The following is a 16,189-nucleotide window of genomic DNA, read 5'->3' as shown; positions in this document are numbered from 1 at the left end:
CATTATCCTTTCACCTGACTTCCTGAGTCCAAAGGACCAGAAACCCAGAGACTAAATAACCAGTTTCCAAAAAAGACCAATAGAAGAAAGGACTATTTTGCCACAGATATATTACGAGAGTCGAAATGTTCTGCTATATTTATAGATATGCAATTTAATAAATATATATAAGGAGGATTTCATGTTAAAACGACTTTCGATTGGATGGCTGGCTTTCGTACTGTTACTGACGCTCGCAGCCCCGGTAACGCATCAGAGTACATACGCAGAAGACGCAGGTGAGGTTTCTGAGCTTGAAGCAGACAGGACGCTTTTTTCTTTAACGGAAACGAGGACCGTAAATGTGAAGGCGGATCTTAGTGAAGAAGTCGACGTGGAGAACCTTGAATTTCTTTTTGGCGGAAAGCCATTGGAGGAATGGAGAAAATGGTCTGGCGGGTCGAACTATAACGGGGACCCGTTTATTACAGTCATTGAAGATCCTGAAGTAAGTGACAGTGGTGAAGTAACGGCTACTCTGGAATTTGGTCTGCTTTACAACACTTCGAATCTATCAAACCGTACGATCCGTACCCAGTACCAGCAGTTTATCGGAGATTACGAGCTGGCCCTAATGAATACGGCAAGTGGCGAAACCGCTGCCACAATGGTGAAACTGAATGTGTATGATGAGTTTCTGTTCTATGAAGAACTCATGCCTGCAATAGACGAGGTCTTTAATGAAGCTGCTGATCTAAATGATCGGTACCTTGAGTACCAGAAGGCAGGCGAGTCTGTTGAAGGACGTGATATCCACTTTGTGATTCTCGCAAGGGACGAAGGGGCAGTTGACAAGTATTTGGATGAAACGCTTCCTCAAGCTTTGGAAGACCCGGCAGGTTTACTGGAACAACTTGAGGATGGAACGATGGGAGATTACCAGGTTCCGATCTGGTTTAATAACATACACCCTGATGAAGTCGAAGGAGTGGACGCACAGGTTGAGCTTCTTAAGAAGTTTGCCCTCGAAGATGAAGTATCCTTTGTGACCACGGATGAGGATGGCAGTGAGTACCCGGTCAGCCTTGACGTGGACGAGGTGCTGGATGATGTGATCTTCCTGTATATGTTTACGAGTAATCCTGACGGACGTGTGGAGAATACGAGAGGAAATGCGAACGGCTTTGACCTTAACCGGGATAACGCCTATCAGACCCAGGTGGAAACCCAGCAGGTGAATGAGCTGATCGCAAAATGGACTCCACTTTCCTTTGTGGATTTGCACGGGTATGTGAACGGATTTTTAATTGAACCGACAACGCCGCCTCATAACCCTAACTTTGAATATGACCTTCTCATCAACAACATGATCGATCACGCTCATACGATGGGAAGAACCGGAGTCGGGGAGTCTGACTTAACGTCTTACTTTATTGCAAGACTTGAGTGGGACAGCGGCTGGGATGACATGAGTCCGGCCTACACGGGTATGTACGCCATGCTCCACGGTTCTCTCGGCCATACAATTGAAGTGCCAACCCTCAGCCAAAACTCTCTTCGCGCCATGGTTGGTGTAGGACTCGGGTCGGCATTGTATGTAGCTGAAAATAAAGACGAGCTGTTTAAGAAACAATTAGAGATCTTTGAGCGCGGGGTAAATGGTGAAGACAATCCCGCTGTGGACGAGTACTTTGTCAATGCGGCAGGGGAGTCCATAGGACGGGTGCGCGGGGAACATGACAGCTTCTTCCCGGATTATTACGTAATCCCTGCAGATGAAAAAGAACAAAAAAATGTGCTCGAAGCCTATAACATGGCTGAGTATTTACTTCGTAACGGGGTGAAGGTGGAAGAAACCACCCAGCCGGTAACGATTGATGGAAACACCTATCCGAAAGGAACGTTTGTGGTGCCGATGAACCAGGCTAAACGAGGCCTTGCCAACGCCGTTCTTTACGAAGGGGATGATGTGTCTGACTGGAGCGCCATGTACGATCCGATTGTGGTGAACTTCCCTGACTTAAGAGGATTTGACACCCTTGACGTACGTGAAACGGGGCTGTTTGAAGGAAAGACATCTGAATTAACGGAAGTTCAGACCCCTTCCGGTTCGGTTACCGGGAATTCACCAAGACAGGTTCTTTCCAACAACACCAATGACACGATCAGAGTAGTGAATGCCCTTTTGTCTGACGGTAAAACCGTTGAAGTGGCCACGGAGTCCCGGGGCCGTGTTGAAAAAGGAGATTACCTGGTAAGTACACAGGATCTTCGTAAGTACGAGGATGAGTATTATTTCAGCTCGGAACCACTTGGCAACGGACAGAATGTGGCGTCAGACGTGCTGAGTAAACCGAAAGTGGCTGTTACAGGATCTGCACAGCTGAGGTACTCTATGGAGGAACTCGGTTTCGAGCTTGTGAATCAGTCAGAAGCAGATGTCATTGTTAGTGACAGCAGTTCGTTTAATCGGAACCAGGTTGCCGGTAAGTCCTATATCGGCATTGGCGTCAGTGCGTTAAGCGGCGTTCGCAACAGCGGCATGCTGCCAGGGTTTAATTTTGACTTTACAAGAGTCGGCCATGAAGGACTTGTAAAAGCAGAAGTGGCCGATCACCGGATTACTGCCGGCTATGAAAATGAAGAAAAGCTGTACATCACGACAGGAGCCTGGATTACTGATGTTCCCGAAGGTGCTGAGATGCTTGCTGCATTCAGCGGCGACGATGATTTTTACCGTGCCGGCTGGTGGCCTGGAAATGATGGGGCTAAAGGCCAGACGATGGCATTTACAGCAGACACTGAAGAAGCCTCTTTTACCCTGTTTGCAAACGAGCTTGCCTTCAGAGCCCATACAGAGCACAGCCACAGGCTGCTGGCAAATGCTGTTTATGCATCGGTGACGGAAGAGACTGAACGTAGAGGAAACAACGGCCGGGGACAGGGAGTCGCAGTTAGTAAAGAAAATGTAGATGAAACCCGTGATAATGGCAAGGTAACCTCGAAGATCTCCCAGGGTGAAGTGATGAGAGCTGTTCAGTCAAGTCCCCGTGCAGACCGTGTAACCATCGCTTCTGATCGCGGAAGGGCTGAACTCCTTGAAGTAGAGCTTACTTCCGGGGACATTGAGGACCTTCGAAAGCACAACGATAAAGCATCAATCGAGATTACAGACGGTGAAACTTCCTACTTGATTCCTGTGTCAGATTTGGATATTGGATCAGCTGCGGAACAACTTGGGGATGCCTTTATGATTTCGATTCAAGTCAGCACGGAGGAAGAGGCATACAGCGGCCGTGATCTTGATAACCATACTGTCAATGTAACCGAAGTGAAGGTGAAAGCAAAAGCAGATGAAACTGAAGTGGATTTAAATCAGTATCGTATCTTGGAATAACGTTTAGGAGGGTCTGCCGGCTGGCAGGCCCTTTTATGGCTGAAAGAAAGATGGTCCCTGTCCGGTTGTCATGACATCCGGTTCCAGAGTCACTTGGTTAATATTGTATTTAGTTCTTTAGTTAGTCCATCGCGGAATCCTTTCGCATGTCTAAATAACTATTTTTCTAAAATTCAAACTATTTTGTAAAAATATGTGTTAATTTAAAACTATTATGAGATTAAGGGGGATTTTGCCAGTGAAAAGTAAGCTTAAACTGCCTGTTATGTTAGGGTTGGTGTTGTTGCTTCTTGTTCCATCTCTAGGTTTTGCATCACCAGCAAACGACGTTTCTTCAAATGATGACTTGAAGCGTTTTATGGTGGCGTTTAAATCGGAGAAACTGCCTGCCGGATATGAAGAAATGGTCAATGCGGCTGGCGGGGAATTGACGTATGAGGTTGGAGAAATTGGTGTATTGGAAGCTGTTACAGACAATCCGCTTCAATTTATCAAAGCGATGAACAGTGAGCGTGAAGTGATGAGCATCACGCCGGCCATTGAGGTTCAGCTTGATCTGCCGGAATTTGAAGAAGCAGGTGAGCTGGCAGAGGGGACAAACCCCGGTGTCCTTGATCCCGATGAAAGCATCTGGGAGTCCGGATGGCAGTGGGATATTGAACAGGTGACAAATGAAGGAGCAAGCCACGAAGTACATAGCGGTACTCATGATGTGGTTGTAGGAGTTATTGATACTGGGTTTGATTTCGATCACCCGGATCTTAAAGATAACATTATCGGCGGACCTGATGCTTCCCGTACATTCGTACCGGGAACAGAAGACAGCTGGGATAACCAGAGTCACGGTACTCACGTAGCCGGTACGATTGCCGGTAACGGCCGTATGAAAGGTGTCGCTCCAGATGTCGGGCTGAAGTCTTACCGTGTGTTTAACACAGGCGGCGCACAGCAGGCTTGGATCACTGCAGCGATTATCGCAGCTGCCGATGACGGTGTTGATGTGATTAACATGAGTCTTGGAGGAACACGCGTGGTTGGTCAGTGGTTCTATACGGATCCTGAGACTGGAGAAAGAGTAAGATTAGGAAATAATCAGGCTGCTGATGTTGTAGCCTATAAGCGCGCCATCGATTACGCAGTGAAAAGAGGAGTAACGGTCGTTTCTTCAGCAGGAAACTCTGCACAGGACATGAGCAACCCGTCCAAGGTTGCTGACTGGATTGAAGGCAATGCAGGTCCTGAATATGACGTAAGAGGAGCTGCTTGGTTTGTACCGGCATCGATCCCGGGTGTGATTACGGTTTCGGCTATGGGAGGCGGTTTCGGAACAGAAGATCGTCTCGCGTTCTACTCCAATTATGGTAACGGTGCGATTAACCTTGGTGCACCTGGTGGAGATCTTGGTCCGGAGGGGTATGATGCAGCAGATAACTTTAAATTCCTTGTTCTGAGTACTGTACCGACTTATATGGACGGCCAGTCTGCACGAGGAAAAGAGTTATTCGGTGAAAACGGTTACGGGTGGAAAGGCGGAACGTCCATGGCGGCGCCTCAGGTAGCTGGTGCTGCGGCAGCCTTTATTTCACAGGTGTATGAGGAAACGGGTAAAAAACCGACGCCTCGTCAGGTGCAGAACCGTCTTCAGCAAACAGCCGCAAGTGTGGATTCAAGCGGCTACAGCAGATACTACGGCCATGGTCGTGTAGATGCGTATCAGGCTTTAACAAGATAATAATCAGACGGGGCCAATGGAGCGGATATTGCTTCATTGGCCTTCCAATAGGGAGGAAACAAAGTGAAGAAGTACTTTTTAATATGGACCCTCGTTGTTGCCCTTGCAGTAACGAGTTTTGGAAACAGTGCGATGGGTGACGGAGAAGAGCAGGAATTCCTCGTATTATTTAACGGTAATCACATTAATGAAGCTGCCGTGGCAGAGATGGAAGCGCTTGGAGCTGAAGTACTGGAGGAAGCGCCGCAGGTCGGGCTTGTGTATGTAAAAGGAGGAACGAAAGAACAGATCGAATCCATCCGTGGCGTGGCTCACGCAGCAGAGAATATGGAGATTGAAACAAATGAACTGGCATTAGAAGCAGATGAGGATGTAACGCCACGTGAAGAGGATACAGAAGCTGATTTATTTGAGCAGTACCAATGGGACATTAAACGTGTAACCGGTGATGGGGCTGCATGGGACATTACAAAAGGGAATCACTCGGTTGTTGTTGCTGTCATTGATACAGGGGTTGATTTTACCCACCCTGATCTTCAGGATAACCTGTTATACGGAAAAACGTTTCACCCTGATACGACCGAAGAAGATGCCTATCGTGATTCAGGTACGCACGGTACCCACGTAGCCGGATCCATCGCAGCCAATGGCCGCGTTATGGGTGTGGGACCTGAACTTGGTCTTGCATCATACCGGGTTACAAATAATCAGGGACGCATGAACTGGACTGGTATTCTAAACGCTATTACAACGGCTGCAGATGATGGGGCCGACGTAGCGAACCTGAGTCTGGGAACGTACTCCTTTATTAATGAGGAACAAGATCGCCTTCTTCACTTGTCTTCCAAGCGGGCTGTACAGTATGCTCACCGAAAAGGGATGATTATTGTTGGTGCGAACGGAAATAACGGAATCGATTTAGGCAAGGCAGTTGAAACAGAAAAAGGGGAAGGGAAAATCTACGGCCCGCTTTTTGATACGTTCACAGATATCCCTGGGGTTGTTAGTGTCTCTGCAACAACAGACCGTGACACTCTTGCCTACTATTCAAATTACGGTTCATCGAACGTAAACCTTGCTGCACCGGGTGGCGATTATGGACCGAACTGGCCGAACGAGGACGGAGATCAATCATTGCTGGAGCCGGAATCACGTGCTTACAGCACCATCCCTGTTAATCGGGGATCTTATGGATGGGCAATGGGTACAAGCATGGCCGCTCCGAAAGTAGCAGCCGCTGCAGCTCTTGTGAAAGCAGAAAATCCAAGCTTCTCCCGTGCCCGCATCATTACCCACCTTCAGCAGACCGCTGACGATCTGGGTAAAAAAGGCCACGATGAGTATTTTGGACACGGACTGGTGGATGCTTATGAAGCATTGAAATAAGTTTTTGAGAAGCCTCCGCAGAACATCTTGTTCTGCGGAGGTTTTCAGGTTAAGAGGAGTGGGAGGAATGCTTCATTTGAGTGTTTATTGCATGGAATTGGTTTCATAAAAAAAGAACCCGCTTGTATTTGCGGGTTCTTTCATTTTAAGCAACGCCCTGTTTTTCTTTCTCATACTGTTTCTCCACATTTTTAATGTCCAGTCGGATAAGGAGAGAGATCAGGAAAGCGATTACAATTAAGCCTGTGAAAACATAGAACACCGGGATGTAGCTCCCTGTACGATCATAAATCTGTGTGACAATAAACGGACCGAGAATACCGCCGAGAGACCATGTTGTCAGCAGGTAACCGTGGATGGCACCAAGCTGTTTTGTTCCAAAAAGGTCACCAATAAAAGCCGGAAGGTTTGAGAATCCGCCTCCGTAACAGCTCACTACAACCAATATGAGGGCCTGGAACACGAGAACATTTGTAATGTTTGGCATCATGATAAAAGCGATGATCTGAAGAATAAAGAAAATCATAAACACAGTAGGACGACCGATATAGTCAGAGATCGCAGCCCAGGCAAGGCGTCCGCCTCCGTTAAAGATCCCCATAATTCCTACCATCGTTGCCGCAGCCGCTGCAGTAAGTCCGACGACTTCCTGAGCCATTGGAGACGCTACCGAGATCATCATGATTCCCGCGCTTGTATTAATAAGCATCATCGTCCAGAGCATCCAGAAACGCCGTGTCCGGACAGCTTGTTTTGCCGTCAGCTGGGACAAGTCTTTTTTCACGACTTTTTTACCGGAAGCAATGTCTTTTTTCATAGTAGCCGGCATCCATCCTTCAGGCGGCGGTGCGATGTAGGATGCACCGAGAATGATAATTACAAAGTAACATGCACCGAGAATGTAGAAGGTGGACGTTATGCCGATTGACTCCATCATGGAAGCAGCCACCGGAGCTGTGATCAGTGCGCCGGCACCAAAGCCCATTACAGCCATGCCCGTCGCAAGCCCGCGGCGGTCCGGGAACCATTTTACAAGTGTGGATACAGGAGCGATGTACCCAAGCCCCAGCCCGAGACCGCTGGCAAGGCCGTATGTAAGTAAAAAGAGCACAAGAGAATCAACAGCAATAGCTACACCGGAACCGGCTTGTCCAAGTCCGAAAAGGACAGCTGCCAGTATAGCTGAGCGGCGGGGACCCTGCTTCTCGACAAAACTGCCAAAAAATGCGGCTGAAATCCCTGCAAGTGCCATCATGATCGTAAATGCAATCGTAATGCCGGATGTGGACCATCCCATTTCATTATGGATCGGATTCGTATACACGCTGTAGGCATACGCCGCACCGATCGAAAGGTGAATCGCAATTGCAGATAACGCAATAAGCCATCTGTTCTTCATTTTTTGCCTCCTCTATGATGCGTCAGAGTGTCAGAAAATTTTAACTATAAATACTAGAATATCGTCTAAGGATGTAAAAATCAAACGATTCCAAAAATTAAATAAATTAACTAACTTGGTTGTGAATCGGTGAGCGTGGGGTCTGACCCTGTGTTAAGAGGTGAGCAAGGTTGTTGGTATGGTTGTCCTTTTGTCTGCATAGTTATGAAGATAACGAGAGCGGAGCGGGAGGGGCAAATCGATGGCTTTTTATGTGTGTGACGGGAGTTCGTCGGAGAAGAAGCTGGGTGCCGGGATCATCCGCACGAAAGGGTTTATTAAAACGTATTACACATTTACAACGGAAACACGGTCGCACCAGTCGGTGGGTGCTGAGTGCTTTGCTATTCATAAAGTTACAGAGCTGATCAGGAAGTATAATGACAAGAGAGCCACAGTCATTACGGATTTTCAGCATATGATCGATCTTTTTTACGGCAGGCGGATTCCGGTGCGTCCCGTTCCACCCTGGGTCATACGGGCTCTTTGTAATTTAAAAGAACTGCGCTCGGCAGGGATCGAGATCATCCTGCGTCATCAGAGTGACCTGGTTCACATATCGGATTTTGCTGCGTCTCACCGATTAAGCAGGGCTTATAAACGAAGCGGTGAAAGAATAATGAAGGAATCAGAATCTCTTTCAGCTGTTGCCGAGGTAAGGGCTGGCATGAATATTAAGGCGAGGCCGCATGATGACATATTTGAGGAAAATATGGTTTTTATTCAAAGAACGAATGCCGGGAAACAACCCGTATTGGATGCGGGCTCTGGTATTTTCAAGACATTTATCTTCCAGAGGATTTCCCTTACCGAATGGGGCGTATTTGACGAGAATCTTTGTTTAATTGAGGAAGGATCATCCTTAGTGAGTGCCATGAACGAGGTGTTTTACAAGTTGAGTCCGTCTGCCCAGACGATTTCTGTAAACGAGCATGCTATGTACCTGCTTCAGACGGAGGATCAGCAAAGTGAAGACTTTTTAACCCTTGTTTCCCGGATGATGCTGTTCCCGATCGTAGTTTTTGAGGATTTTTTGTTGAGCATTGAGTCAAGGAAACTGCAGGAAGTGGAGCGATTTGGTCCGGCGAATCATTACATAAGGAGGGAGCTGGGGTAAAGCTGATAAGTCTCATAATTCCACAATTAAAGGGGAGAAAAAGAAAAGTAGTTTTATAAACCCATCGTTAAACGCTATAAAAATAAAAACAGGTCCTCATCCTAATAAAAGGAAGGGACCTGCTTGTTTTGTCCTGTGATCTCTGATTAGTCCCCATTTTAATCTTTGAGCAGTACCTCTCTAAGCCCGATTACATCCTCTTCAGCAACAATCCCATATCCCTCCGATGTGCGTCCGCCGAGAATCGTTGCCGAATCATCGTCATTAAAGTAAACGCTGTATTCGTAGAGCCGTTCGGGCATGTTCTCGTCTGTCTGGAAAAAAAGTGTGGCCGATACGTCTGGTTCTCTTTCCATTTCCGCTTCTATGGTTGGATCCCACGATGTCTCATTAAATGCATCACAAATAACGAGGAGGGATTCTTCATCAGCAATCAGCTGTTCGCTGTTCTGTGTAACGGTATCCACCCTTGTGGGACACTGGCGAGCGTCGGTATTGCTGCATGCCGTAAATAAAAAGGCCATGATGATAAACGCGGAAATGAGCTTTGTCATGGTCAGTACTCCGTTCAATGATTTGGTTTGCCGGGGTTCAGATGAATGTCGGCATCATACGAGATCCCCGTGTCTTTTTCCACTTCAAAAGTCTCTAAATCCGAGAGGGAGGAGAGCTCTTTTATTACTTCTTTTGAAGCACCTATAAAGGAATACTCAAGATCATAATCAGTATAAATCACCCATGAACGGTCCGCCGGCCACCAGTACTTCGGTGACGCTCCGGCATTATCCTCCCTGCAAAGGGTCAGAACGTCATGGAGATTTCCTCTGAAGATCATTTCTTCACCCGGTAAGGATAAGAGATCATAGTAAAAGTAACATGTCGTTTTTGTGTGGGGGTGAAGTGCGTCTAAGAGTTTTTTGACAATGTCTTTTTCAAGGCTGCCGTCCTGCGGAAAGATGAGATACCTCGGAAGACTATCATCCTCAAACTGCCTCAAAAAGGTGCCCATGCTGATTTCCTTGTTGTAGACGAGGCTGTATTTTTCAGCTGCCTCTTTGTACGTCATTTTTTCACCATGATGCAGGGATATCTTATCAGGGTCACAGTCTTTATACAGACTGGTTTCATCGGTGATGTATTTATCCTTGTGAATCGGCTGCATGATTTTCAGATACCCTTCGTAAACAGGCGGTATGATATTTTCAACTGTGAGTGAACTGGTTTTGCCGTAATTTTTCAAGTGTACAGCTCTAAGTTCCCGGTCAATCCATTCGTATGGCTCCCCATCTTTAATGCGCTCAAGGGGGATATGGTTGAAGTGGCTTTTAAATGTAAAATCTCCACCGCCGGACATGTTGAAGTTTTCATCAATTTCAAAGGCCTCAAGATTGTCGGCACTTAGAATCTTTTCAGCAAGAGCACGGGGTCCTGCAAAAATCGTATAGGAACGAAATGCCTGATTATGAACGATCCATGACCGATCTTCAGGCCACCAGTATATCGGAGCGGTTCCTTGGTTTTTATCAAAAAGGGGCACGGCATCTTGGAGCGGACCGAGATATAAAGACTCCGGCACGGGATTGTCGTAGTCTGAGAAATAAAAATAGCACGGATCTTTTGTAAAGGGAGCGAGCGTTTCAACTAATCTGGAGTACGTTTTCCGGCCAAGTTCGGGGTGCAGGTTGATATCCTTCTCATACAAATGAGGCTCGAACGTGCCCGGTGTGATGGTTTTATCGTAGGTTTCGCCGAACTTTTCTGCCAGTTTTTTGTATGTATCCCCGGTATCTAAGGGGTGAAGGATCTTTATATAGCTTTCGAACCGGGGTGGCACGAACCATTTCACAGTCTGCCTGGGTATTTCGCCGAAAGACTGTTTATGGGCATTACTAAAGGTTTGATAAATCCATTCATACTCTTGGAGGGAGCTGAGCTTTTTCAACATAATCACCACTTTTTGGAATTGTGTCATTATTGTAAATCTACCATACTTATCTGCCTTTTGGATAAAAACATGTTAAAATAGATTGGCAGATATAGAAAATTGGAGGCTTATGAATGGGGAAAAGATTACTATTTTTACTCGTAACAAATATTCTTGTCATGACAACGATCTTTATCGTCTGGTCGGTTATAACTCACTTTACCGATATCAGCTGGTCATTTGACACAGGCGGTGCCGGACTGGGCATTGATTATGTGTCACTAGGTGTATTCAGCTTACTCGTAGGTTTCGCAGGATCCTTCATCTCCTTGGCCATGTCACGTTTTGTAGCTAAGAAGATGATGAAAGTAAAAGTGCTCGATCCGGACGGTCCGCTATCCTCCCACGAGCGTACTGTGGTGGAGAAAGTACATCGTCTGTCCCGTGCGGCAGGTCTTATGCACATGCCGGAAGTGGGAATCTATCAATCTCCTGAAGTGAACGCTTTTGCTACAGGTCCTTCAAAGAAACGCTCTCTTGTAGCTGTTTCATCCGGACTTCTTCAGACAATGGATGATGATGCGGTTGAAGGGGTTATCGCCCACGAGATTGCCCACGTTGCAAACGGAGACATGGTGACAATGACGCTTCTTCAAGGAGTCATTAACACATTTGTTGTGTTCTTCTCCCGGATTGCGGCGATTCTCGTATCCCGTCTTGTGCGTGCGGAAATGCAAGGAATTGTACGCTTCATGGCGATCATCATCTTCCAGATTCTGTTCTCGATCCTTGGAAGTCTGGTCGTTATGGCATTCTCGCGCTACCGTGAATTCCATGCAGACCGCGGCGGAGCGGATCTGGCTGGACGTGACAAAATGGCACATGCCCTTCGTTCCCTTAAAAACTACGTTGACCGTGCGAATGTCAACGACCGTACAGATGACAGTGCGGTGCAGACAATGAAAATCAACGGAAAAGGCGGAGTTGCCAAACTCTTCTCCTCCCACCCGGATCTCGACGAGCGAATCGCCCGTCTGGAAGAAAGATAAATGACTTTATTAAAGAAGCTGCTCCTGGATGAATACGCCAGAAGCAGCTTTTTTTGTTTTCGGCGCCAGGCACCGTGTGAAGTTGTGAGCACAGAGCCTGGCCCTCTGTGAAATGGTATACACAGTGCCTGACCCTCTGTCCAAGAGTAAACAAAGAAATTTTTATAATTACTTACTAAAAGTAAGTTATTGGTGTTATAATAAGTGAAAAGGAGGCGGTGGTGGTGGGAACGATTAAATATGAGCCGAAATTAAAAGATAGATTGGGGAGTGTAGATCTTAATGTGAAGGATCTGGACCGAGCACGTGAGTTTTATGAAAGGGTGATCGGGTTAAAGGTGCTGGATATAAAAGAAGATTCGCTTACGTTCGGTGCTGATGGAGGAACACCCCTTGTTACCGTGCATACGAATGAAAATGTTGCAAACCGTCCTGCGCGGACAACCGGGCTTTTTCATTTGGCGGTTCTGCTGCCGGACCGGAAGAAGCTCGCTCATACATTAAAGCATCTGCTCGCATCGGGTTACCCTCTTCACGGGGCATCAGATCATCAGTTCAGTGAAGCAATTTACCTGGCGGATCCGGACGGGAACGGGATAGAGATCTATGCAGACACAGATCCAAAAACGTGGAAACAGGAAGAGAACGGCTGGTACGTGGGCGGCACGCACCCGTTGGACGTTGAAGGGCTGCTGAAAGAAGCACCAGCAGATGGATGGACGGGAATGTCAGCTGAAGTCAAGATTGGTCATCTTCATCTTCAGGTTGCAGACATACAGGAAGTCGAAGCTTTCTATGTGGACATCCTCGGGTTTGATATTGTGACAAAAGATCCGCGCATGCTGTTTGTATCCAAAGACGGATACCATCATCACATCGGACTCAATACTTGGACGGGAACAAATCTTCCTAAGCCGCCAAAAGAAGCGGTCGGAATGAAACAATTTACCGTGTTTTTTACAGAGGATGAATACCATGCGGCAAAAGAGGCATTGAACGTATCCGGTGCAGAAAACAAGCTGCAGGTTGAAGATCCGTCCGGCAATGCGATTGTCATCGTGAAAAAACAATAATATTTGTGACCACGGGAGATGGTTCTAACGGGTTACTTGTATGGTGCAAAACGGAAAAACACAGACAGATCCACACGGTAAATCACACAACGATCATAACCCGAATTGACAGTATAATCAGCTTTGCAAAAGAGGTTGACCCAAAAGGTCCTTTTTTTACTTTTGAGGTCAACCTCGAAGCAATGAGTGGAGCCATTGCCACTCGACCGGGACCTATGAAGTCACCATCTTTAACTACATATTTACTTGGTCACCTGACACTCTCTATCTTTTAAGATACAAATAAGGCTCTATCTTATACTTAAATGAAATAAGTATCGTATGATTCCTTAAAGATGTATCCGAGCTTTTTAGCTAGTTCCACAGATTCAGCATTAGCTCCATCCCAACTGGGGTATTTCCCTTTTTTCAAACAATCTAATATGAGGGCTGAGGTTACAATTGTTGCTAAACCTTTCCTTCTATGATTAGGATGACTAGCAACTTCAATTTCAATTCCATCATCATATATACTAAATGATGTTGCCGCAGAAACAACTTGCCCATCATTTAAAATAGCATACCCTGCTCTTCTGTTAATAAAGTCATCAATAGAATCAAATTGATTAATAAAGTCTTCTGAGAGTTCATGGAAAGATGATTCTTTTGCAATGTTTTTATCAACTCTCTTAATTTCGTAGCCTTCTGGTAATGCAGACAGCAGGTACTGGAAGTGTGCCTGGTCTAAGTGGTCGGGGTTCTTGTGAAAACTGAATCGGGGAAATTTCTCAAATGCCCCATAATGAACTGTCTCTATAAGTTCTTTCCAATCATCAGAATTAACAATTGCAAGAGTAAAGTCGGGAAGATTATAAAGTAATTCTTTAGCTTCCTTTGTATTCGGATTCACGGCATAAAAAACAAAAATCCCAACCGTTATCTGAGCAACAGTTGGATTTTCAAGGTTGTCTACCCAAGCAGTTCCCATATGTCCCTGGAGATACGAGAGAACAATCGTGCTATCAATATTTTTAAACATTGGTACTAATTTCTTCCTTACACTTACATCTGCTTCATAAATCATTCCATTCTTTTTTTCTAAAAAATTCAATATTTGCAACAAATTACATTTTATCATGAAAAGTAAAACCCCACCCAAAAACCCACAAAAAAATCAGCCTCGAGGCGGAGACGGAAACAGTCTGCCGCCTGTTTGGTGCGCTTTTCTGACGGGATAAAATAGAGTCAGAACAAAGAAGCAGATGGAGGCGGACTGCAATGAAGACACCATTATTTGAAGTGAAACACGTATCCAAGACATATAAAAAAGGGAAGGTGAAAGCAAATGAAGAGATTTCTTTTACGATTAATGAAGGTGAAATACTTGGACTTCTCGGTCCGAATGGAGCCGGCAAATCGACGCTTATTAAGCAAATCGTTGCTCATGTAAAACCAACCGAAGGGGAAGTTACCTACAAAGGCATCAACGTATTAAAACAAAATAAACAGGTGGCAAGGGAAGTGGCCTACTATTCACAGGAACCCCATGCACTTACGAGTCTGAAAGTAAGAGAAGCCATTTACTTTTCGGGACGGTTAAGGGGGATGAAGCGGAGAGCGGCCAAAGAAGAAACGGAGTCTCTCATAAAAGAACTCGAACTTACTGAAGTAGCAAACAAACTTCTGAAAAACATCTCGGGTGGCCAGAAACGTCTCACGGGTATCGGTACAACACTAATCGGTCAGGCAGGTGTCTACATTTTCGACGAACCTACAAACGAACTGGATCCGAAAAAGCGCCGCCTTGTCTGGGACATGATTCAAAAGCGGAACCGGGAAGGGGCAACGGTGATTCTTGTGACTCACAACATCTTGGAAGCAGAACAGGTGGTTGACCGTGTGGCAGTGATTAACCACGGGAGGCTCCTGGCTATCAATCACGTGGGAGAACTGAAAGCAGAAGTGGACCAGCGTCTTAAATGTGAAATTGCAGTGAAACGCACCGCCCGAAACGAACTTCACGAAGCTCTCACCGGATGGGGGACGGTCACAACCCTGTCAGACCAACGCTCCCGCATTCTCATTGCAAAGGATCAAGCACCGGACCTGGTGAGTTTTTTAAACAATGAACCAGATGTACAGACATACTCCATCGTGCCGCCAAGCCTGGAAGATGTGTACTTTCATATCGACAATGATCAGTCTCCAGCGGGTGGACCTGATGCAAAAAAGGAAGAGGTGAACGAATATGCAGCAGCAAACGGCTGATCCAAGATATGAAACTTCAATCGTAAAACAGCTTGCCGTTGAAGTATGGATCCTGTTCCGCATTCAATTTTCCATTATCCGGGAGCAGTGGGCATTTATTTTTATCCTGGCATCTATCTTTCCTTTTGCCATACTCATGTTTCTCCATTTTTTCACAGTGAATCCGACTGAGGCTATGATTGTACGGATCATCACAGGGAACATGCTGTTTGCCCTCGTCATTATGGGGATGAACGTCATGGCCCAGGAAATATCTTTTCAAAAACACCAGGGACATTTCACGTTTTATGCCTCTTTGCCGATTGAAAAAATCAACTTTATCTTTGCCAACCTCCTGAGAGGAATGATCGTAAGCTTTCCGTCATTTGTAATTATGGCATTCGTCGGGCAGTGGGTGTACGGCATTACATTTACCTTCAGTTTCTGGCTTATTCCATTCGTTGCGCTGACGATCCTGAGTGTTGTGGGACTTGGAGTGTTTCTAGGCTTCTGGTCACCGAACATGCAGCTGACGAACCTCCTCGTTCAAGGGCTTATGATGATTATCAGCTTTATGACGCCGGTTCTTGTAGAAATTTCAGAGCTTCCGGTTGTCCTACAGTGGTTTTCGTACCTCGTACCTACAACCTATGCCGCAGCAGGGTTGAGAGATTTGCTCGCTGTGGGGTACACAACGACTGTGGGGATGAACATGCTTATGCTCCTTGGCTACACTGTCCTTTCCTACACTCTTATTCTGAAAAAAATTCATTGGCGCGGGGAAGGGTAACACGATAGAATAAAAGAAACTGGCAGTTTTACCCTGCCGCTATATACTGGGGCCCCGTGCCCCTAAAGACATGTCGCA

General features: G+C 46.2%; 12 protein-coding genes. 8 read left to right on the top strand and 4 right to left on the bottom strand.

Going from position 1 to position 16,189, the window contains the following annotated elements; genetic code table 11:
• Positions 1-181: 181 nt before the first annotated feature.
• The 3 genes from EBO34_RS08645 (at position 182) to EBO34_RS08635 (ending at position 6,494) form a co-directional block, all read left to right on the top strand.
• Positions 182-3,376: a M14 family metallopeptidase gene (locus EBO34_RS08645; protein ID WP_122897495.1), complete on the top strand. Its 3,195-nt coding sequence runs from the start codon at positions 182-184 to the stop codon at positions 3,374-3,376.
• Positions 3,377-3,614: 238 nt separating this feature from the next.
• Positions 3,615-5,108: a S8 family serine peptidase gene (locus tag EBO34_RS08640; protein WP_183163773.1), complete on the top strand. Its 1,494-nt coding sequence runs from the start codon at positions 3,615-3,617 to the stop codon at positions 5,106-5,108.
• A gap of 63 nt (positions 5,109-5,171) precedes the next feature.
• Positions 5,172-6,494 (top strand): S8 family serine peptidase, encoded by a 1,323-nt coding sequence (locus EBO34_RS08635; protein WP_122897493.1) that lies wholly within the window; start codon positions 5,172-5,174, stop codon positions 6,492-6,494.
• A gap of 145 nt (positions 6,495-6,639) precedes the next feature.
• Here the strand turns inward: EBO34_RS08635 and EBO34_RS08630 are convergent, their stop codons facing one another.
• Positions 6,640-7,893 carry an L-lactate MFS transporter gene (locus EBO34_RS08630; RefSeq protein WP_122897492.1) on the bottom strand — a complete coding sequence of 418 codons (1,254 nt, stop codon included), beginning with the start codon at positions 7,891-7,893 and terminating at the stop codon, positions 6,640-6,642.
• 241 nt (positions 7,894-8,134) lie between these two features.
• Here EBO34_RS08630 and EBO34_RS08625 point away from each other — a divergent pair, with 241 nt between their 5' ends.
• Entirely contained in the window at positions 8,135-9,049 is a 915-nt protein-coding gene (locus EBO34_RS08625) for a ribonuclease H family protein (protein WP_122897491.1), read from the top strand.
• A 158-nt stretch (positions 9,050-9,207) separates the two neighbouring features.
• Here the strand turns inward: EBO34_RS08625 and EBO34_RS08620 are convergent, their stop codons facing one another.
• Positions 9,208-9,603, bottom strand: a complete 396-nt coding sequence (locus EBO34_RS08620) for a hypothetical protein (RefSeq protein WP_122897490.1) — start codon at positions 9,601-9,603, stop codon at positions 9,208-9,210.
• 14 nt (positions 9,604-9,617) lie between these two features.
• Positions 9,618-10,991 (bottom strand): hypothetical protein, encoded by a 1,374-nt coding sequence (locus tag EBO34_RS08615; protein ID WP_142996778.1) that lies wholly within the window; start codon positions 10,989-10,991, stop codon positions 9,618-9,620.
• 116 nt (positions 10,992-11,107) lie between these two features.
• Between EBO34_RS08615 and htpX the strand changes: the two genes are divergently transcribed.
• Positions 11,108-12,022, top strand: a complete 915-nt coding sequence (htpX, locus tag EBO34_RS08610; RefSeq protein ID WP_122897488.1) for a protease HtpX — start codon at positions 11,108-11,110, stop codon at positions 12,020-12,022.
• Positions 12,023-12,246: 224 nt separating this feature from the next.
• Positions 12,247-13,095, top strand: a complete 849-nt coding sequence (locus EBO34_RS08605; RefSeq protein ID WP_142996777.1) for a VOC family protein — start codon at positions 12,247-12,249, stop codon at positions 13,093-13,095.
• A gap of 301 nt (positions 13,096-13,396) precedes the next feature.
• Here EBO34_RS08605 and EBO34_RS08600 read toward each other — a convergent pair whose 3' ends face one another.
• Positions 13,397-14,158, bottom strand: a complete 762-nt coding sequence (locus EBO34_RS08600) for a GNAT family N-acetyltransferase (RefSeq protein ID WP_122898634.1) — start codon at positions 14,156-14,158, stop codon at positions 13,397-13,399.
• A 194-nt stretch (positions 14,159-14,352) separates the two neighbouring features.
• Between EBO34_RS08600 and EBO34_RS08595 the strand changes: the two genes are divergently transcribed.
• Positions 14,353-15,342: an ABC transporter ATP-binding protein gene (locus tag EBO34_RS08595; RefSeq protein ID WP_122897486.1), complete on the top strand. Its 990-nt coding sequence runs from the start codon at positions 14,353-14,355 to the stop codon at positions 15,340-15,342.
• The gene (locus EBO34_RS08590; RefSeq protein ID WP_122897485.1) at positions 15,323-16,111 is read left to right on the top strand and encodes an ABC transporter permease; all 789 of its coding nucleotides are present in this window, start codon (positions 15,323-15,325) and stop codon (positions 16,109-16,111) included. The genes EBO34_RS08595 and EBO34_RS08590 overlap by 20 nt, the downstream gene beginning before the upstream one ends.
• Positions 16,112-16,189 lie beyond the last annotated feature (78 nt).

This window comes from Alteribacter keqinensis (assembly GCF_003710255.1).
Taxonomy (GTDB): domain Bacteria; phylum Bacillota; class Bacilli; order Bacillales; family Salisediminibacteriaceae; genus Alteribacter; species Alteribacter keqinensis.
This window is presented reverse-complemented; position numbering and strand designations above follow the sequence as displayed.

Excerpts from the sequence above, each read along its gene's own strand:
- EBO34_RS08620 (WP_122897490.1), bottom strand. The coding sequence starts at position 9,603 with ATGACAAAGCTCATTTCCGCGTTTATCATCATGGCCTTTTTATTTACG.
- EBO34_RS08645 (WP_122897495.1), top strand. The coding sequence starts at position 182 with ATGTTAAAACGACTTTCGATTGGATGGCTGGCTTTCGTACTGTTACTG.
- EBO34_RS08630 (WP_122897492.1), bottom strand. The coding sequence starts at position 7,893 with ATGAAGAACAGATGGCTTATTGCGTTATCTGCAATTGCGATTCACCTT.
- htpX (WP_122897488.1), top strand. The coding sequence starts at position 11,108 with ATGGGGAAAAGATTACTATTTTTACTCGTAACAAATATTCTTGTCATG.
- EBO34_RS08600 (WP_122898634.1), bottom strand. The coding sequence starts at position 14,158 with ATGATTTATGAAGCAGATGTAAGTGTAAGGAAGAAATTAGTACCAATG.
- EBO34_RS08625 (WP_122897491.1), top strand. The coding sequence starts at position 8,135 with ATGGCTTTTTATGTGTGTGACGGGAGTTCGTCGGAGAAGAAGCTGGGT.
- EBO34_RS08590 (WP_122897485.1), top strand. The coding sequence starts at position 15,323 with ATGCAGCAGCAAACGGCTGATCCAAGATATGAAACTTCAATCGTAAAA.
- EBO34_RS08595 (WP_122897486.1), top strand. The coding sequence starts at position 14,353 with ATGAAGACACCATTATTTGAAGTGAAACACGTATCCAAGACATATAAA.